Source organism: Bacteroidetes bacterium GWF2_43_63, assembly GCA_001769275.1.
In the GTDB taxonomy this organism is placed as follows: Bacteria; Bacteroidota; Bacteroidia; order Bacteroidales; family DTU049; genus GWF2-43-63.
Genome location: MEOQ01000015.1, coordinates 38,702 through 57,854, shown reverse-complemented (window position 1 = coordinate 57,854; position 19,153 = coordinate 38,702). Strand labels below are relative to the sequence as shown.

Genomic DNA, 19,153 nt, shown 5'->3' with positions numbered 1-19,153 from the left:
CTAAAAATGTTATTCAGTATCCGGCTTTTTCTTAGCAGCAGTTTTCTTCACTGTGATTTTCGTGGTCGCAACTTTTGCTTTTGTTGTTTTCTTCTCTGCAGCTTTCTTTGTTGCAGCCTTTTTTTCAGGAGCTTTTTTGGCAGTGGATTTTTTTGCTGTTGCCTTTTTACCGACCGTGAGCTTCACTACTTTTTTTGTTTCCACCTTCGGTTGTTCCGCTACAGGAGCCAATTCCGGCGTGCTATTCAGAAACGAATGCTGACTGAGACGCAGCATGAAATCGCTCAACACGTTCATGAAATTTATATATGCATCGTAGGGCGTACCATATGGATTGAAATATTTATGCACATCACCATCGGCAAACCATTTGGTGCACATGTAATAAAAATGGTCGCTGGTCTGCAGTTTCACCCAATCATCATGTAGCTTCTTAAGCTCATCAACACTCACTTTCATGGCTGTGCCGCTTTCAGCCGCCATGTTTTCCATGCTCCGTGAATAATTGATGACGTATTCCATTTTTTCGGTGAGACTGTACAATGTATCAAAAGCGTCGTCCTGCAAATCGTTGCCCAGCCAGGCAGTGAGGTCGCGTTCTTCGTCGGCCCACGAAATCGGAAAAGGCACATGTACCGGCGCAACGGGCTGCATCATCTGTCCAAGCTCCGTAGGTGTATTGAACGTGAAATTGGATTTGGCAAACACCTGGCCCGGCAGCGCTTTCATGAATTCAAAAATGCCGGTTTCCGGCCACTGATGCTCGCCAAAAGTCTCATAATCCATGAAAAGGTTCACCACCTCTTCGCGTTGATCGACCTCATTGAGCCAATCAACAAATTTATCGGCTGTCAACGGCCATCCTTCCCAGCTTTGCTGCGAAAAACGAAATGCAATATCGTCGCTCAGACGAAAATTTTTCAGCAACAATTTCAGGCGTGGATTCTGAGCGTTGCAGTACATGTAATTCGGACTTTTCCAGCCCAGCACATGCTTGGCTCCTTCAGTGAGCATCACATCGAAGCCCATGCGATAAACCATGTCGCCTATTTCGTTTGAATAGATAAGCTCAGTATTTCGAAAAGCCGTGCTCTGATATCCAATCAAATCGTTGAGCAATTGTTGCTGACGTTTCACCTGCGCACGAAATTCCGGCTCACTGCGTAAAGCAGCCAGCGAGTGACCGTATGTCTCTGCAATAAATTCAACACAGCCAGTTTCGGCCAGGGCCCTGTAACTGTCAATTACTTCGGGTGTATATTTTTTAAACTGCTCAAGAGCCACTCCCGAAATCGAGAACGACACTTTAAACTGATGGCCGAACTCTTTAATAAGATCCAGAAGCAGTTTATTCATGGGCAGATAGCATTTATCAGCTACACGACGCATGATATAGCGATTCTGATAATCATCGAAATAATGATGATTGTTTCCGATCTCAAAAAAGCGGTAGGTCCGCAGTCTGAACGGCTGATGCACCTGAAAATAAAAACAGATTGACCTCATAAAACGCCTCCTATACTAATTGCTGATAAATACTCAGAACAGATGCAGCTGCATTGTCCCATTTCAGATCTTCGACTTCGTTGCGGCCGAAACGCGAGAACATACGCGACAATGCGGGATAATTCAATAAACCATAAATGCTGTCGGCCATAGCATCGACATCCCAGAAATCGACTTTCAGCGCATGACGCAAAACCTCTGCAACACCCGACTGCCGCGAAATAACCACCGGCACACTGCTGCGCATGGCTTCGAGCGGCGAAATGCCAAAGGGCTCAGAAACACTGGGCATCACATACACATCGCTGTACGAAAACATTTTGTCCACATCGTTGCCTTTCAGAAATCCCGTAAAATGAAATTTGTGTCCCATTCTATGTTTTGATACCATACGCACAATACGCGGCAACATATCGCCTGAGCCTGCCATAACGAAACGCACGTTTTCATCTTTCTCAAGAACTTTTTTGGCCGCTTCGACAAAGTAATCGGGACCTTTCTGAAAAGTAATGCGGCCCAAAAAAGTTACCACTTTTTCAGGAAACGGTTTGTCGATATGTTCAATTGCGGGCGCCTGAAAAGCATCGGCACCATTGTACACTGTAAACACCTTGTCCGGATTGATGCCGTAGCGTTCAATCACAATATTTCGCGTCAGGTTCGAAACCGTGATTACACGGTCGGCCTGCATCATTCCTTCACGTTCAATTTCAAACACCCGCTGGTTGACATGCTCGCCCGAACGATCGAATTCGGTAGCATGAACATGGATCACAAGTGGTTTCCCGCTCACCTGCTTGGCTGCAATGCCGGCCGGATATGTGAGCCAGTCGTGTGCATGTATGATGTCGAAATTATTCTTAGCCGCAATACCGCTCGCAATCAAGGCATAGCGCGATACTTCGAACATCAGATCATTGCCGTAGGAACCACTGAAGGTGTAACGGTGCGAAAAAATACTATTGCTGTGAAATTCTTTTTTGAGATTTTTGATATGAGTTTTGGAATATTCAACCGGCCCGACATAAGGAATAATATCAGAAGCCACCGACATATACTGAATGCGTTTCCAGAATTCGCTGTACTCCGATTTTTCCAGATCCACTTCAACATCCGATGCATTCACAAGATTCACCATGCTGGTATCCTCATCACCAAAAGCACGGGGCACCACAAAGAGTACATCGGTGTGCATACGCGCGAGTGACCGCGTCAGCCCTAAACAAGCTGTACCCAGACCTCCGGTGATATGCGGAGGAAACTCCCACCCAAACATCAGAACTTTCATGATTCGCCTGTGTATTTGTCAATCATCCATTTAATCCGCATGATCTCCGACACGCTCCAGGCCTGAGAAATGGCGCCACCCGGACGATGCGGCGGATCTCCGCTATAAACCTCGCTGATAGTACCAATGCCATGTTCGAAAAGCGTTGTCTCGAAATTATCGTACAATGGTCTCACCTGCTCCACGCCTTCATTTCCATATATTTTCAGAAATCCCTCAACATAATGACTGAGCAGCCAGGGCCACACTGTGCCTTGATGATAAGCCAGATCGCGGTCTCTGATGGCGCCTTCGTAGTTACCCTTATATTTTGTATCGATTGGACTCAAAGTGCGCAATCCGCGTGGGGTGAGCAGTTCCTGGCGAATTTTATCCAACACCAGCTGTCTGATTTTTTCACTGACAGGACTGTAAGGAAGTGATGTAGCAAAAACCATATTCGGACGAACGCTCCAATCCTTGAAATCACCATCTACATAATCGGCCAGATAACCTTTGTCTTTCGACCAGAAAGTATCTTTAAACGAAACTGGAATTTTTTCGGCAATGGCTTTCCAATTGAGAACAAAGCTTTCATCACCACATTTTTCGGCCATTTGCAATGCAAACATAATGGCATTGTACCATAGAGCATTGATTTCAACGGCTAGCCCGCCACGTTGTGTAACCGGCTTTCCGTCGACTATGGCATCCATCCATGTGAGAGCTTTTCCAGGAATCAAAGCATAGAGCAGTCCGTTTGGCTTCATGTAAATGCCATTCACTTTCCCGTTGCGGAGCCCGTTGAGAACGATTTTCATGGTAGGACCATAATCTTCCCACACATTTTTTTCGCTGGCGGCAGCCATCAGTACATATTGCTGCATAGCCCAAAAGAGCCACAGCGGCGCATCGATGGAATTGAAAGCAGCTTCTTTGCCGGTACCAACATTGGGCAGCAATGGCCCATTCATATCCATTATCAGCGAATCAATGGCCGATTTAAAAGTCAGATCCATGTCGCGGGTGAGTGTGAGTCCCGGAAGCGAGATTAATGTATCGCGCCCCCAGCGCCCAAACCACGGATAGCCGGCCACAATCTCTGTCTTTTTCTCGCGGGTAACAATAAACTGGTTGGCTGAATTATTCAAACAATTCCAATAGCTGCTGCGCGGCGTGCGTTTGTTCAGTTCCCGTGTAAAAGTCCTTGTGAGATTTTTAGGATCCATTTCCGAGGTGCCTACTGAAATGATCAATGGAGTTCCCTTGACCATATCGACTTCGAAATATCCAGGCGTAAAGAGGTCTTCATGACCATCGTAACCCCGATCGAGATCTTTGGGATACTCGAAATTAAAATACCAGTCAGGAACATGGACATAGCCGGCATCGCGTGAAAACTGATAATGCAGATAGCTATAACCTTTATACATGCGGGTTTTAATACCGCCGTTGATGACGGAATATTTGCGGTCGACAAATTCATTGGCCTTACTCAGGTTGTGACGTTGGCGATAAGCCATAAATGGCCGCAGCCGTAATTTGGTCGGGCTATGTGCTTCGAGCAGTGTATATCGAATCAGAATGCGATCATCGACCCCGAAAAGCATTTCTTTTTTCATCAAAACGCCGCCTACCTGATAGAAAAGGGCGACAGTGGGTTCCGAATCAAAATCCACCAGATACTTATGCCCTTTGGGCGACCACGAGCCTGGATAGCGGTGCAGTGAAAGGTTGAATTCGCTGTCGTGTTGAATAATACTTTCATCGATGCAGGAAAGCAAAACGTGCAATTCGTTGTCAATGGCCGGTTGAGGACATACCAACAATCCATGATATTTCCTTGTGTTGCATCCAATTATAGTTGTCGATGCATAAGCCCCGGCCCTGTTGGTGCGCAGAATCTCCTTGTTCAGAACGTACTCAAGGTTGATTAGTTGCTTTTTATCGAACTGTATGTACCCCATATGTCGCAGTTTCGTAACTTAAATATTCGAATTAGTTTGCAAAATTAGTGAATTTCTTTCAATATATCAATGAAAGTTAGATTATTCCACGTAAAATCATATAATATTAATATTAAAGTTGTCTGGAATGCAAGATTAGTGTCAATGAAAATTGCAGCGTCTTCCCGACATGGGCTAGTTGTCGGTCTTTCCTGCCCGCTGCAAAGCTGGCGGGGATACCTTCGCCTGATGGCAGACACTTTGAATGACAGCGGGGCCAAAAACATCTGTCACACAGAGTGATGAAGCATTAAGCGTTATCGTTCACGAGTCTTCATCGTATCGAAGTGCGACTTATTTAAACCCGCTGTCGTTCTTCGATACATTTGAAGTCTGGTATTTTTAAAGTCAATTCTTCAAACTCACGAAAGCTTTTGTTACTGAATGACAGCGGGCTTGAGCATTGCACACCGCCCTCCCCGACATTCTATCGTCAGCCTGCTGAGGATAACAAACAGATATCGCTGACATGGAATCGTCGGGAAATGCAAGCCAGCGCACCGCTGCAACGGTTCCGTGTTCTGCGAATGAGCTTTCGGAATTACCCTGGTCACGCGTCAACGTAAAACGTTGCAAGCGGGAGACGTGCGCCCAATACAAGGTTGAAATTCTCAGAACGGCGGAATGTTGCAGCCCCTGTGTGACATTTTAGCGTCAATCCAACCTGAGTGCATTGCAAAGCAATCTCTCTGCGTTGGATTGTTGACATCAGTGTCTTTCCCGATATTCCACCGTCCGAAAGAAGTGAGGACATGGAACCGTCGGGGAAGAAGGACATGTCATGATATAGAAAAATTTTATGTATTAATTTCAATTCTGCATCCATGAGCAGGGTTATGAACACACAATAGTTTTCAACAAGCACTTTTGCAACACATGGAAGCATTAATTTTACAATCAAAAATGGGATTTAGTTTACGTCCGATTGATAACCGAAGAATGAATAACAAAGCTTCGGACATCGATTTTTATGATGACTCCGGAAATATAAACAGCCGGGTTCTTTATTACCGGTTGTTTGATGCCATTGCTTTTGTTAAGCAAAGTTACACCCGAGCTGACGAGCATGATAAAATCGAAGAACGATTGAAAAATTCTGAATACTGGCAAAATACGGAATTGATTTTTCACATGAACATGAGCAAACACGCCTTCAATCCTGATCCGGTAGAGGAGAACCACATCGGGCAGGAGCTGATTTATAAAATTGGCGAAGGAATTATGATTCATTTACTCGACTCAGCTTATGCCCTGCTGTATCCATCAGCAATGAAAAAAGAAGAAGTCGAAAAAATACTTTCAATAATTGAAGGCGACACCGAAGAACGTGAGCGCAAAAAACTGCATAAATTCAGCATGATCACCAATCAATTCGGATTTGACCTCGAGTATTTTGAGATTAAATCGTTTGATATTGACATTCAAAAACAGTATAATGATGATTTTACAGCTGCCGATAAAAAGATTAAGGCGTTTCTGAACGAACCAAAAGCTTCGGGAATTGTGTTGCTTCATGGCTTGTATGGGAGCGGTAAAACGACCTACATCAGACATCTCATAAACAGTACTGAAAAGAATTTTATTTATGTTCCGCTGAATATGGTTGGCGCTCTCAACGAGCCTGATTTTCTCCCTTTTATTACGCAATACCGCGACAGTATTCTGATTATCGAAGACTGTGAAAACCTCATTCAGTCGCGCAAAAGCAATGGCCCGTCCAACGCGCTGGTGAATCTGCTCAATATGGGCGATGGCTTGCTGGGCGACGCTTTACGACTGAAAATTATTTGCACATTCAATGCTGATTTGAAAGAAATTGACGAGGCCTTGCTTCGGAAAGGAAGAATGGTGGTTCGCTATTATTTCGATAAACTTAAAATCGAAAAATCCGTTTTACTTCAAACAGAAATTAATCGTCAACCATTGCTGAATGAAGCTTTGACACTGGCCGACATCTACAATGCTGAGGAAAACGATTTGGTTGGAGATGCTCATAAAAAGAGCATTGGTTTTAAGAAGAATTGATTGTTTTAGCGCATCCTGACATTTTAGCGTCAATCCAACCTGAGTGCATTGCAAAGCAATCTCTTTGCGTTGGATTGTTACCGTTTATATCTTTCCCGACATTCTAGTGTTCGAGCATAACCTGCTGTCATCCTGAGTGTCGCTCCCATAGCGCTTTTACAGAAAAAAGCTTGCGACGTATCGAAGGAGACAGCAGGCTAAGCGTTGTGATTTGTGCACTGTGTTTCCCGACATTTTAGCGTCAGCTATATAAAGTTAACAAACAGACACTGCTGACCTTAATCGTCAGGGGAAGAGAGACTGAGCACCCAACGATTCCGTGTCCGCTCCTTTTCGCAAAAAATGTCCGGCGGACGACAAAATGTTGGGTGCAATGCGCGTTATTCACTGTGCATCGGGCAAAAAAAGCCCCCCGGAATCCGGAAGGCTCTTTGTATTTTTTTTTATTTACAAAACCCTGCGTTGTGCGTTGTGCTCTAAGCGTTGTGCCTTTACTTGCTCTTCACAACTCTCACAGTCTTCACTATACTGCCGGACCTGAATTCGAGCGAATACACACCTTCGGCGATGTCGGGAATAGTGAGCTCAATCGTATTCTGCATTAATTCCGATGAAATCAATCCTTGGTGCATAACAATGCGGCCGGTCACATCAATCAATCTGATTTCTCCTTCAGCGCCTTCTACATGCTGCAAGCTGATGACCAGCTGATCGGTGAATGGATTCGGATAGCAGGAAATGTCTGAATTTATTTCATTGCATCGTACAGCCACCGGCTCGAATGTTTCAGAAGTTCCGTTGAAATCGGTTTGTTTGAGACGGTAGTAGGTAATTCCGCTATATGAATATGGATCCAAATAACTATAGTTCAACATTGTATTGCTGTTGCCTGCGCCCTGAACCTTGCCCACCAGCGACCACTCATACAGATCAGCGCTGCGCTCGAGGGTGAAATAGTTGTTGTCGATTTCGGTGGCGGTGGACCATTCCAGATTCACCCCTTCATTAGCGCATTTGGCTGAAAAGCCAAGAAGTGAAACAGGAAGGGTGTTTTGTCCGCCTTTACTGGCAAACGTAACTTTATTAAATGAAGTCATTGGGATTGTGATCGTTATTGAACCCGCTGCTGTTGTGCCAGTTGTCGTTCCACCCTTGTTCACCCACTTGTTGACAGAACAATCTTCCCAGCTGGCAACCAGAAGATCAGCCAGATTCTGAACTCCACTGCGTGTTCCATCCATCCAGAATAACGTCACTTCGGGGGTGGCACTGGTGGATGATATTGTCCAGTATTCTGTGCTGCTGACAAAATCGAATGCTGCAACATCGCAGAAATAGTCAGGATCGTTGTAGTTGGCTGGTGCTTCTAAAAAATATTCAGTTGAAATTGTAGAAGACACAGCCGGCGCTGCAATTGCAATCGGCGCCCATATGGCATTACCGCTTTTTACATCGCCAACCGGAAAAGTAAATGCAGTTGTGCCAATTTTCGATACCTGGCCGTCAACAAAACTTCCGGCATTGCCGTTGGTGGATGTGGCTGCCAATCCGAATGTTAAGGTGCCGGTGCCGGAGTAATACAAAATCCCATTTGTAAAAGTTGTTGAGCCTGTAATTGACAATGGATCCGAAATATTGATATCGCTGTGTCCCGATTTTTGGTTGTTAAAAACAGCATTATTGAATGAGCTTCCACCCGAAGTTATCGTTTGAAGAGCGGTGCCGTTGAAAGTAACCGTGCTTGCACCAGGAGTAAAGGTGCCGCTGTTGATGAAATTGCCATCCGTGATTTCTATGGTGGCGCTCCCGGTTGCTTCGATTTTTCCACCTGAAGTTATCTGAACTCCCTGCGAAACCACTGGCTCAGCTAATGTCAGCAAAGACAGCGCTAGCAAATATTGTTTGATATTCCAGATTTTCATACTTTTTCAGTATTGATTTATTGATGGCGGCTCTTCTTACTTGCTATATTCTGTGCGGCTACCATCGGTGTCTTTTTCGAAATGAATATCAAAGCCCAGCAGACCTACAGGATTGGCAAATGTATCGGCCCCATGGCCTACATTTCTGTACAAGCGGCCTATTATGACTGTACTGATTTCCAGGCCTGTGCCGCTGATAGTCGGGAATGAGGAAATCAAATGCTGAAAGGTGCCTGATGGAGATATTGATGCATTTAAATTAGTAGCATTTATTGAAGAAGTATTGGAAAACGTTCCACCAATCGCTATTACTGAGTATTCAAGACTCCATACAACATCCGATCCTGATGGAGTACCTGTTGTTGTTGCCCAGTGCACATGCGGATAAATTGCAGTACCTGTTTTATAACTATGAGGAAGCTGAACCGTAAAAAAGACCTCTTGTTCTGCAGCTTCGCTGAACATCCATAAGTACACACCCTGGCTGGTTGACCCGTCATTTTTAAACTGAGACAATGTTGGTGACTTGGATCCATTTTTACCGGTTGCATCAGGAAAGACCATCAAATCATCAAAAACAGTGGCATTGTTCAGATATTTCACTGTCCCGTCTGCTTCCACAACCAAATCGTTGTTGATTTTGACTTCCTGTGCGTTGAGAAAAGAGAACAAATACAAAGTAAGAATGAGGGTAAAAAATGTTTTCATAGTAGGGGATTTTTGGATTTAAAAACACAATCAGGTAAATTTACGAAGCATGTGAAGTGATTACAATTAAGTATGTTATTTATCATTGTTAAGTTTCATTCGAATAGGTTGAATTTCGACTAATGACAATTAATTTCATACTATTAAATTGTTTTTGCAAACATAACATATCTAAATGCCAACATATATCGCAATCGTGCTTGCATGGCCGGATTCAGGCCTGGACCGACATGATCTTTTAAATGTGATTTCGTAGTCTGTCTTTAAACAGTGCCTTGTTACAACATCCCACCGTCCGAACACAGCCGAGCTGCGCAAACTCCGCGAGGACATGGAGCTCTGCCAGTGGGCGGGCAGGCAGTCGGGAAGAAACCATGCCTCCTGCTCCGCTGCAACGGTTCCGTGTTCTTCGAATGACTATCCAGGTCACGCGTCATGAGACGCGCGCCCAATGCAGAGTTGAAATTCTCCGAACGGCGGAATGATGCAATGCTTACAGGCATTCCACCGTCCGAACGTAACCGAGCTGCGCAAACTCCGCGTGGATATGGAGTCGTCGGGAAGTGCAGGCCGATGCTTCACGTAAAACGTGATAAGTCGAAGGTCTTCAGGGAGTATCCCGGCTGAGTCAGAAAAGCTGTGACTCAGACAATGACCGGGAACTTAGTACAACAGCTTGAAAGTTTAAAAATTTAAGGCTTAAGAATTCGGGCCATTTTAAGCCTTGAGCTTTAAGCGTTTTGCCATGGTGGCCGAACCCCTACGTTGGGCGCGCGTCTCCTGACGCGTGACCATCCAACTCAAAGGTGCTTCACGTAAAACAGCTTGTCACGTTTCACGTGATGACAAGTCGCGTCTTCTAGTTCCATGTGCGGAGTTTATCCCGCTGCCCCCTTCGATACATTTGAAGCTTGATGATATTTCCAGGTCGTCACTTCAAACACTGCTAATGACACTCTCGCATAATCTATTTAAAATCAATCAAAAGAGCAAAACCGATATTCCATCGTTCGGAGAGAATCGCAGAATATGGAATCGTCGGTTTTGCGGCAAACATAACGATTCCATATCCTCTGCCTCCTTCGTCGCCATCGGACGATGGAATATTATGTTTGCCCCATTGTCATTTTTTATTTAGGTTGCGAGGCGCGCATCGCTGGATGTCTCAGGATGACAGCGGGCTAAGCGTTGTGCATTGAGCCCTAAGCGTTGTGCCGCATGCCGCCTGCCTCATGCCGCAAGCTTTATTTATTCTTCACAACTCTCACAGTCTTCACTATACTGCCGGACCTGAATTCGAGCGAATACACACCCGATGCGATTCCCGAAAGTTTCAGTGCCACCGATTGCTGACTAAAATCATCGGAGCTCAGTTCACGATACATGATCACACGGCCAGTCACATCGCGCAGCACAAGACTTCCCTGCTCCGCGCCGATGTTTTGCAATGTTACCACCAGCTGATCGGTGAAAGGATTTGGATAGCAGGAGATGTCTGAATTTATTTCATTGCATCGTACAGCCACCGGCTCGAAAGTTTCCGACTCTCCGTTGTAATCGGTCTGTGTGAGGCGGTAATAGGCCATTCCCCGGTATTGCTCCTTATCGGTGAAGCTGTAATTCAGAATGCTGTTGCTATTTCCGGCACCCACAACCTTGCCCACCAATGTCCATTCATTCATATCGGAGCTGCGCTCGAGGGTGAAATAGTTGTTGTTTGTTTCGGTAGCGGTGGACCATTCCAGATTCACCTCTTCATTTGCACAAATGGCTGCGAAACCAAGCAATGAAACCGGCAGTAAAGTAGTTGGGGCTTCATCGGCGCCCATATGAGGAACAAGACGACCTTCGCTGTCAAAATCATCAGTTGCCAATCCCAGGCATGAAAATATCTGAATACCTGCAGCTACATGAAGATCGTAAGGTGCTGTCAAACTTATGAATCCAGGATTAATACAAACAGAATTCAGATCGTGACCTGTACCCTGCCAGCTGGCGAGTGTTCCGTAGCCTGTTGGATTTACATAGCCAGTACTGCATGCCGGTGCATATAAGTCGTTGCAATTGGAAGTAAGTCCAGTTTGATTATAATAATTCAGTGAAGCCCTGGAGCTTCCCGAACATGCATTAAAGAAGATATTGTTTTTCACATTACAGGAGGTGGCCGCAGAATATTTTTCAATACAGTATGCTATAGTGGAGCTTCCGTGCAAATAAACAGAATTGTGATATATGTTGCAATTTCCGGTTGTACTGGCGTTGTAACGGATACCTACGGTGGTAGAGGTCGCAATGCCATTATTGATTGCAATCATATTGTTACGTATAACATCTGAAAAACCACCATAATTATTCTCCTGGCAAATTCCATAAGCAGTTGTTCCCGTCAAAGAATATATTTTATTCTTTTCCAGGACATTGTTGGTTGATCGGTTTCCATTGAGTAATATGCCATAATTGGTTCCGGAAGTCAATGTCAGGTTGTGAATAGTGTTTCCACTGATTAAATAAGTGGCCGTAATACCACTCAGGTTATCAGGCTGCGCCTTTATACCATTCATTGAACCCTCATCATTTGTTATATTACGTATAGTATTGCCTGTTACATTGGCTGACGTTCCCCATGAAAAGAAAATTCCATGTACCCAATTTCCGGAAGTACCAGTGCATGTTATAGAATTGGCAGCAGCACCACCAACAATATTGTTGGTACATGTCCAGTTCATAGCATGTGTGTAGGAATATGCGCGTATACCATAGAATGAGGCATTACCACCTGTATTGGTATTGGTGATTTTCCCGATTATATTGTCATTCGAAGTAAATGTGGCGGGAACTGATGCCGATTCATCAAAATAGTAAATGCCGTTTATATCACTGTATCCGGCTGTTCCGGTTACAGAAATACCTTTCGTTTCTGTACCAATGATATTACTATTTGCTATATGCAGGCCTTTAAGCATAATTCCTGCAAATACACAGTCCTGGCTTGTCCCTCCGGCACTGGTCGTGAACGTAATATTATCAACCACATTGCTTGAAATGTTGGATGCTAATGTCGCACTTGTATTCACATGAATTCCTCTGAAATTGCTGTTTTTAGTCGTCGGTCCCAGACCCCATGACGAACCACCGTTCATTGCAGCCGCACCACCTATGTAATTTCCGGATACCGTAAACCCGCCGCCTGATGTATTGGAAATGAAAATTCCGTAATGGGTTGCTGAATTTGTGTGGTTATAAGAAGTGGTTGTATTGGTCCTGTATAAGCTATTATTGCTTATTGTCCATGCTGTTGTACCATCAATCAATCGAATTCCGAAATCAGTCCCAGGGGTAAATTCATGTGGCCAAACATCCGGAGGTGTGTCGTATCCATCATTCCCGGTAGGATTAATAAAATTGTAAATATTACAATTCGAAATCGTATTATTGCTGTTGTAATGCGCATTGGAAGTGGTTGTTCCGCTTGAATAAATCCCAACGTAAGGTGCGGTTGTGCCATTGTAAATACTACAGTACTCAATGGTATTGTTGTCATTTCCGGTGGTGTAAATAGTAGTGCTGAACACAATTGTACCTGACGAAGTACTGATATTGGAACTATAAATATTACAATTCCGCACAATATTGCTGGTTGCATCGTTGATAAACTGAATGGCGCTGGATCCGGCGGTTGCGCTGCTATTTGCAATTGCAAGCATGTTTCCGCCACTATTTATGCCATCTATGGCGACATTATCGGCGCCATTGAGGTTAATGACCGGAACACCTGAAAGTGAACCGGAAATTGTATAGGACCCGCCGCAAGGCTGAATCAGCACCGATGAATATGGCGCTGTTCCGGTACTTCTGTTAAGTAATGCCGTAGCTGTTTCAGTCGTATTTCGGCCAACACTGATTGTAATGACTCCCTGATGAGTGCCGTCATTTATTTTATCAAAAGCGCCTTTCAGTGTTGTATAACTTCCTGTTAGCGTGCCGGCCGTTGCTGTTACATAAATATCGGAGGTGCATGTGCCTGTTATAAATGAAAAAGCAGAAGCACTACATCCCGATGCAGCACCGCAGATGTTGCGCGGAACGACATACCAGTAATACGTTGTCGACGGATTCAAAGGGCCTGTTGAATATGAAGTACCGGCCTGATTGGAAGATTCAAGTGTAGTTGGCGGATTGGTACCGGCCTGAAGAAATACATCGTAACCACTTGCACCGGAAACAGCATTCCATGTAAGGGTTACTCCCGGCACCAGCTGACCCGTTGCTCCATTTGCGGGCGAGGTCTGGGTTGCACAGGATGGAGCAACAGAAGATACCGTTACCGTTGCATCGGCACTAGTGGATGAACAAGAGTTGCTGATGGTCCAGCGAACTACATAATTTCCATCGCCACCGGTTGGAGTGAACGTTGTATTATAAACACTTGTGTTTGCAAATTGCGTCGATAAAGTGCTTGGACCGCTGAAAACACTCCATGTACCGTTTCCAATAGTTGGTGAATTGCCTGCTAAAGTGGCGCTTCCACCACAGATGCTTTGAGTAGATGAATTCGTAGCAGTCGTTGGAGCAGCAATAATTGTCTGAGTGCCACCAGCTGTTGTACTTCCGGCTTTGGTACTGGTAGAAGTCAGATTTCCTGTAGCAATGGCATTAATTGCAATGGTGTTGCCATTGCCAGCGCCCGAAGCAATATCGGCTGTTATCCAGAAATAATACGTCGATCCGGCAGTCAGTGTCGGACTTGTAAATGCAGAAAATGTCCGCGCCGCAGCCCCGCCTGACGATGCCAGGTCTGGTCCCAGCTGTGTGGCGCCAGCCAGACTGTTGCTTGTATTATACCATAATTGGTATTTCGAAATGTCTGCTTGTACATAGGTGCCGGTAGTAGTGAATCCAACATTGGTCAGATTTCCGTTGCACCCTGCAGCCACCGCAAGACTGAAACTTTGCAAAGGGACTTTTGTGGTGCCAGCGCAGATATTCGAAGCAGCTACGGAGTTTGAACCAATGGCGATGGTGGCTGAGCATGCTGGGCCAACATATGTCAGTGTTGTTGTTCTGTTTACTGATGCTGTTCCACATGAAGAGTTGGTATTGTAATGAATGAAATATGTGCCTGCAGTAGTTGATGTCCACGTAAGAGGGGTTGCTCCAAATGCGATGAGAGGGCCATCAAAACTCCCCTGACGAACTGTAATATAATCACCTGTGTTATTGATTTCGGATATGTAAACCGTCGATGCTGCAACACTGTTAATCGTGTTGTACTCGCTTTCATACTGAACAGTTGTAATGATTACTGTTCCTGATGTAGGAGCATTAGTTGTAATATAAGGGCTAGTATTCGTACACTGCCCCCACCCCAAATTCCCCATCAGGACAGCAAAGACAAAAAATAAAAAAACAGATTTCAGCGCGGTGGCTGGTTTTTGGGAGGTAAAGGTTCTGTTCATACAGTGAGATTTATAATTAAATCGTTTTACACTTGATTGTTTGCCCCCCCAGGCAATTAATCAGAACAGATAATCAAAAGTAATATAAGGTCTCGTCGGAACAAAATCGCTTGGAATCGATATTTTCCCGGGTTTTTCAACGCAATTATCAACTAATTATCAACGCGTTACATTGAATTTGTTGAAAACCATTGAATTATGTCCGAAAAAAATGTCATTGAAGTGATTTTGAAGAGCGATCTGCAAGCCCGCATCAACACTGCATTTGAGCTTACAATGGTCATGAGATTATATTAAAAAGAGTTTGTCAAAACCGCAAATTCAACAAAAAGCATAATTGTGGCTTTCTGCGCATACAAAATCGTGTCGCAACACAAATAAATTAAAGTTGTATATGGTTTTTATTAATACTAATTAGCTCTTATTGCATACCAAAAACATTTTTCACATTACGTTTATTTTATTTGTTTTGCTCGTTGAACAGGATGGAATTTCAGACGAATGTAATGGTTTCAGCGGGTATAATAGCTTAAAAGCTTAAAGGTTTAGGGCTTAAGAGTCCGTTACCATCTCTAATCCTTAATCTTTTTGCCATGGTGGCCGAACTCCTACGTTGGGCGCGCGTCTCCTGACGCGTGACCATACAATTTCAAAGGTGCTTCACGTCTTCTAGTTCCTGGGGCGGAGTTTATCCCGCAGTTGACACTTCGACGGAGTTTACCCCGCTGTTCATACTTCGACTCCGCTCAGCATGACAGCGGCGGGGCTCAGTGTGACAGCAGGCAGGGCTCAATGTGACAGCGACGGGGCCCGAGGCTATTATTGTTTAACTCCGGAGTTTACTCCGCAAGAGGCGGAGGAGTATCCGATGGTGCTTCACGTAAAACGTGACAAGTCGCAGCTTTCTTTTACGCCTTCACGTAAGACGTGACATGGTCGGCACCTGATGCGTTGTGCTTTATGCTTCTTCAACGCTCACGATAGCTATCGTGACAGGTCGCTTCACGACGCAGAGAGGTTGAAGAAGAAGCTCCATACTCTATGCCCCATGCCTTGAGCTATTTCCTTTTATCATTTTCCTTTTATCTTTTGTCTTTTATCTTTTATCTTTGTTCAATGATTCCCAATCTATCCCATACCATCTGCGCCATCGCTACCCCACCCGGAACCGGCGCTATTGCTGTTATTCGCCTGAGCGGACCAAAGTCGCACGACCTGCTGGAAACTATTTTTTGTCCGGTTAAAAAAGCGACTCATTATCCCGAAATGCGTCACAGCTATTACGGTGAAATATTGGACAATGGCTCTGTGCTCGACGATGCCGTAGTGGTGTTTTATAAGAATCCGGAATCCTATACCGGCGAAGATGCTGCAGAGATTTCATGTCATGGCTCGCTGTTTATCCAAAACCGGCTCCTGCAGCTGCTTATCGAAAAAGGTGCCCGCATGGCCGAACCCGGCGAATTCTCGCTCCGTGCATTCGTGAACGGAAAAATGGATTTGCTTCAGGCCGAAGCAGTCGATGACGTTATACGCAGTCGCACAGGCAGCGCGCACAAACTAGCGGTGAAACAAATGCGCGGCGATTATTCAAAAAAACTGAGCGAGCTCCGCAAACAACTGGTAGATTTAACCGCGCTGATGGAGCTCGAAATCGACTTTTCGGAAGAAGATGTTGAGTTTGCCGACCGCAGCCGCCTGCGTGAAATATGCACGACGTTGGTTTCTGAAGTAACCTCTCTGGCTGAGTCATTCAAGGCTGGCAATGTGCTCAAACACGGAATTCCGGTGGCCATTGTCGGTGAACCGAATGTTGGAAAATCGACGCTGCTGAATAAAATCCTGCGCGAGGAACGTTCGATTGTGAGCGACATTCCGGGTACCACGCGTGATTATGTGGAAGATACTTTGACTGTTGGAAATAATACATTCCGCTTTATTGATACCGCCGGATTGCGCACCACGACTGATTCGATCGAGTCGGCCGGCGTAGAGCGCACACTTGTAAAAGCATCAGAAGCTTCCGTGATCTTAATGCTTTTTGATGCGGTCGATTGTGAAGAAGATCGCATTCAGAGCCGGATTGAGGAATTCAAAAATCGTATCGAAGATTTCGATCAAAAGAAGCTGATTGTTGTAATCAATAAAATTGATTTGCTTGTCAATGCGCCAAAACATCTGCGCGAGCTACTTGAATACGATATCGTTTTTATTTCAGCCAAGCGTGATGAGAATATCGGGGACCTGATGGAAAAACTCAACGAAGTTGTTGCGGTTTCGGCCAATACGCCCGATATTGTACTCACGAATGTGAGGCATTATGAGGCTTTCAGCGCAATAGCCAACTTGCTTAATCAGGCGGTGGAGCATATTGATAAAGGTTTGCCGCAAGATCTCACGGCCACCTTTCTGCATCAGGCGCTGCATCAGATCGGGCTTGTGACCGGTGAAGTGTCTAACGAAGATGTGCTGGATTCGATATTCCGGAACTTTTGTATTGGGAAGTAGTTTTGCCACTAAGGTAATCCCTGTCACGGATTACAAATCCGCGCCAGTGATTGTTTACCACTGAGTTCCCAGGCAAGCACAACGAATATTGAACATGGAACAAGGAAGTTTGAAGTGAGAAGTGAAGTTTAAAGTGAAGGTACTTCAACAGTCTCACCTCCTTGTTCGCTGTTCTGTGTTCATGCGACCCGGGATCTCCTCGAAAACCTTCGAAGCATTAACGCCATTCTATTTGCAACTATGGCACGAAGACCAAAAATAATTATTACTATGGCGCGGATTTGTAATCTGTGCCATGGAATACCACTGACACTTGTTACATCCCGAGCTATCGGGACCGCACCAGTGTTAATGTGGATTTTTATACCCGAACAGGTAGTATTTCGTTGAAAGTTAGCAAGATTATACCCGATCGGGTGTAAAAAAATTAAATGTAGATTTAGGACTATTTAAATTCCCTTCTCAAACACGTAATCCACCGTTGCGCCGCGGCCGGCGAGGCAGGAAATGCATTCTTCAATGATGGCAAAGGGCAGCAAAAACGCGGCGAAAAGCATCAGGAAAATAAACACTAAAATGTTCAGCGGATTGCGCAATTTCTTTTTATTTCGAAGCATATTGAAAAGTACATCACGACGTCCGGTGACGAGATTCATGGCGCTGAGAATGAAGCCGGGAATATTTTGCACTGGATTGAAATGCTTCGTCTTGATAAATTTCAAACCAGCTTCAGATGCAAGCTTTATGAGTTCCCTTCGCGAAATAAAATGCAAATGAAACTCTGGATCAAGATGCAGCCAGTGTTTCCGAAAAACAGCGTATTGAATGGAATTGATGTTTGGAATGGCTATGTAGAAAATACCGCCGGGCTTGAGCAAAGCAACTGCGTTTGTTAGTGTGGGAACAGGTTGTGGAATATGTTCAAACGAATGGATCATGATTACCGCATCGAAACTACCTTCTGCAAGCGGTGCCTTTTCGAAGGAATCGGAAAAAACTTCTATGCAGCCGCGATCGCGGGCACGCTGGGCCGCCACATTGTCCATTTCGACTCCGGTGACTTTTGCACCCGATAGCTGATGAATACGATTAAGCAGCGCGCCATTGCCGCAGCCGATGTCGATTACGGATGAACTTTTTGAAATGCGCTTTGAAATAAATTTTGCGCGACTTCCCCGCTCTGCGTTGAGCAGCCAAACGACTGGTTTCAGCCAGAATTTTTCCTTCGGGCTATCACCATAATATTCTGCATCGTAATGATGATCGAGCGCAACACCGGCATCGGAACGGAAGAGCGAATGGCATTCGGTACAACAAAAAAAGTGAAAGCCGGACGTGACATAAACATCATCCGGCTTTGTAATTTCGCAAAAAGGACAAATCATATTTGACTGATACTGATTCGACTCAACAAATTAATTTTCGTAACTAATGCGAAAGTTATTCTGTTTTCGCAGCATCGCCAGCATCAAACAATTCAGGTTGATCCGTGGTTTCTTTTTTTGCTTTGGGTTTTGCAGGTGCTTTTTTTGCTTTGGGTTCTTCGACAACAGCATCTACAGGCTTAACCGCTTTTTCTTTCGGCTTTGCAGTTTTCTTTTTTTCTTCGAGTTCTTTAGCAACCGGCGCTACCTTTTCAGCATGACGCGGACGTGTTTTACCATAACTGCCACGGTGAATTTTACCGCGTTTTGATTTCATATCTCCTTTTCCCATAGCTATATTTTTTTACAAACGTACGGGATTATTTTTAAT

The 19,153-nt window shown here is 44.8% G+C and carries 13 protein-coding genes; 3 read left to right on the top strand and 10 right to left on the bottom strand.

The genetic code is table 11. From position 1 onward, the window contains the following. Positions 1-9: 9 nt before the first annotated feature. From A2W93_05670 to A2W93_05660, 3 genes are read right to left on the bottom strand one after another with little or no spacing between them, the layout of a single operon-like run. Positions 10-1,506 (bottom strand): alpha-amylase, encoded by a 1,497-nt coding sequence (locus A2W93_05670; protein ID OFY55504.1) that lies wholly within the window; start codon positions 1,504-1,506, stop codon positions 10-12. Positions 1,507-1,516: 10 nt separating this feature from the next. Beyond that, positions 1,517-2,794, bottom strand: a complete 1,278-nt coding sequence (locus tag A2W93_05665; GenBank protein ID OFY55503.1) for a 4-alpha-glucanotransferase — start codon at positions 2,792-2,794, stop codon at positions 1,517-1,519. Next, complete coding sequence (locus tag A2W93_05660) at positions 2,791-4,740, bottom strand: amylo-alpha-1,6-glucosidase (protein OFY55502.1); 1,950 nt, start codon at positions 4,738-4,740, stop codon at positions 2,791-2,793. Before A2W93_05660 ends, A2W93_05665 begins: the two co-directional genes overlap by 4 nt. 69 nt (positions 4,741-4,809) lie before the next feature. Between A2W93_05660 and A2W93_05655 the strand changes: the two genes are divergently transcribed. Further along, positions 4,810-5,022: a hypothetical protein gene (locus A2W93_05655; GenBank protein ID OFY55501.1), complete on the top strand. Its 213-nt coding sequence runs from the start codon at positions 4,810-4,812 to the stop codon at positions 5,020-5,022. Between the two features lie 105 nt (positions 5,023-5,127). Here the strand turns inward: A2W93_05655 and A2W93_05650 are convergent, their stop codons facing one another. Further along, on the bottom strand, positions 5,128-5,340 hold the full coding sequence (locus A2W93_05650) for a hypothetical protein (GenBank protein OFY55500.1): 213 nt from the start codon (positions 5,338-5,340) through the stop codon (positions 5,128-5,130). Further along, positions 5,330-5,665 carry a hypothetical protein gene (locus A2W93_05645; GenBank protein OFY55499.1) on the bottom strand — a complete coding sequence of 112 codons (336 nt, stop codon included), beginning with the start codon at positions 5,663-5,665 and terminating at the stop codon, positions 5,330-5,332. Before A2W93_05645 ends, A2W93_05650 begins: the two co-directional genes overlap by 11 nt. A gap of 17 nt (positions 5,666-5,682) precedes the next feature. Here A2W93_05645 and A2W93_05640 point away from each other — a divergent pair, with 17 nt between their 5' ends. Next, entirely contained in the window at positions 5,683-6,804 is a 1,122-nt protein-coding gene (locus A2W93_05640) for a hypothetical protein (GenBank protein ID OFY55498.1), read from the top strand. Positions 6,805-7,295: 491 nt separating this feature from the next. Here A2W93_05640 and A2W93_05635 read toward each other — a convergent pair whose 3' ends face one another. The 3 genes from A2W93_05635 to A2W93_05625 form a co-directional block, all read right to left on the bottom strand. Beyond that, positions 7,296-8,684 carry a hypothetical protein gene (locus A2W93_05635; GenBank protein ID OFY55497.1) on the bottom strand — a complete coding sequence of 463 codons (1,389 nt, stop codon included), beginning with the start codon at positions 8,682-8,684 and terminating at the stop codon, positions 7,296-7,298. A gap of 78 nt (positions 8,685-8,762) precedes the next feature. After that, complete coding sequence (locus tag A2W93_05630; GenBank protein ID OFY55496.1) at positions 8,763-9,434, bottom strand: hypothetical protein; 672 nt, start codon at positions 9,432-9,434, stop codon at positions 8,763-8,765. 1,244 nt (positions 9,435-10,678) lie between these two features. Further along, entirely contained in the window at positions 10,679-14,890 is a 4,212-nt protein-coding gene (locus A2W93_05625; protein OFY55495.1) for a hypothetical protein, read from the bottom strand. A gap of 1,116 nt (positions 14,891-16,006) precedes the next feature. Between A2W93_05625 and A2W93_05620 the strand changes: the two genes are divergently transcribed. Next, positions 16,007-17,398 carry a tRNA uridine-5-carboxymethylaminomethyl(34) synthesis GTPase MnmE gene (locus A2W93_05620; GenBank protein ID OFY55494.1) on the top strand — a complete coding sequence of 464 codons (1,392 nt, stop codon included), beginning with the start codon at positions 16,007-16,009 and terminating at the stop codon, positions 17,396-17,398. A gap of 449 nt (positions 17,399-17,847) precedes the next feature. Here the strand turns inward: A2W93_05620 and A2W93_05615 are convergent, their stop codons facing one another. Together A2W93_05615 and A2W93_05610 are read right to left on the bottom strand one after the other, a co-directional pair. Next, positions 17,848-18,783: a hypothetical protein gene (locus A2W93_05615; protein OFY55493.1), complete on the bottom strand. Its 936-nt coding sequence runs from the start codon at positions 18,781-18,783 to the stop codon at positions 17,848-17,850. A gap of 55 nt (positions 18,784-18,838) precedes the next feature. Beyond that, positions 18,839-19,114, bottom strand: a complete 276-nt coding sequence (locus tag A2W93_05610; protein ID OFY55492.1) for a ribosomal small subunit protein bTHX — start codon at positions 19,112-19,114, stop codon at positions 18,839-18,841. Positions 19,115-19,153: the final 39 nt, after the last annotated feature.

Bases quoted from the DNA above. Each gene is read 5' to 3' on its own strand.
- A2W93_05615 (OFY55493.1), bottom strand. From the start codon at position 18,783: ATGATTTGTCCTTTTTGCGAAATTACAAAGCCGGATGATGTTTATGTC.
- A2W93_05630 (OFY55496.1), bottom strand. From the start codon at position 9,434: ATGAAAACATTTTTTACCCTCATTCTTACTTTGTATTTGTTCTCTTTT.
- A2W93_05640 (OFY55498.1), top strand. From the start codon at position 5,683: ATGGGATTTAGTTTACGTCCGATTGATAACCGAAGAATGAATAACAAA.
- A2W93_05610 (OFY55492.1), bottom strand. From the start codon at position 19,114: ATGGGAAAAGGAGATATGAAATCAAAACGCGGTAAAATTCACCGTGGC.
- A2W93_05670 (OFY55504.1), bottom strand. From the start codon at position 1,506: ATGAGGTCAATCTGTTTTTATTTTCAGGTGCATCAGCCGTTCAGACTG.
- A2W93_05625 (OFY55495.1), bottom strand. From the start codon at position 14,890: ATGAACAGAACCTTTACCTCCCAAAAACCAGCCACCGCGCTGAAATCT.
- A2W93_05620 (OFY55494.1), top strand. From the start codon at position 16,007: ATGATTCCCAATCTATCCCATACCATCTGCGCCATCGCTACCCCACCC.
- A2W93_05665 (OFY55503.1), bottom strand. From the start codon at position 2,794: ATGAAAGTTCTGATGTTTGGGTGGGAGTTTCCTCCGCATATCACCGGA.
- A2W93_05660 (OFY55502.1), bottom strand. From the start codon at position 4,740: ATGGGGTACATACAGTTCGATAAAAAGCAACTAATCAACCTTGAGTAC.
- A2W93_05645 (OFY55499.1), bottom strand. From the start codon at position 5,665: ATGCTTCCATGTGTTGCAAAAGTGCTTGTTGAAAACTATTGTGTGTTC.
- A2W93_05655 (OFY55501.1), top strand. From the start codon at position 4,810: ATGAAAGTTAGATTATTCCACGTAAAATCATATAATATTAATATTAAA.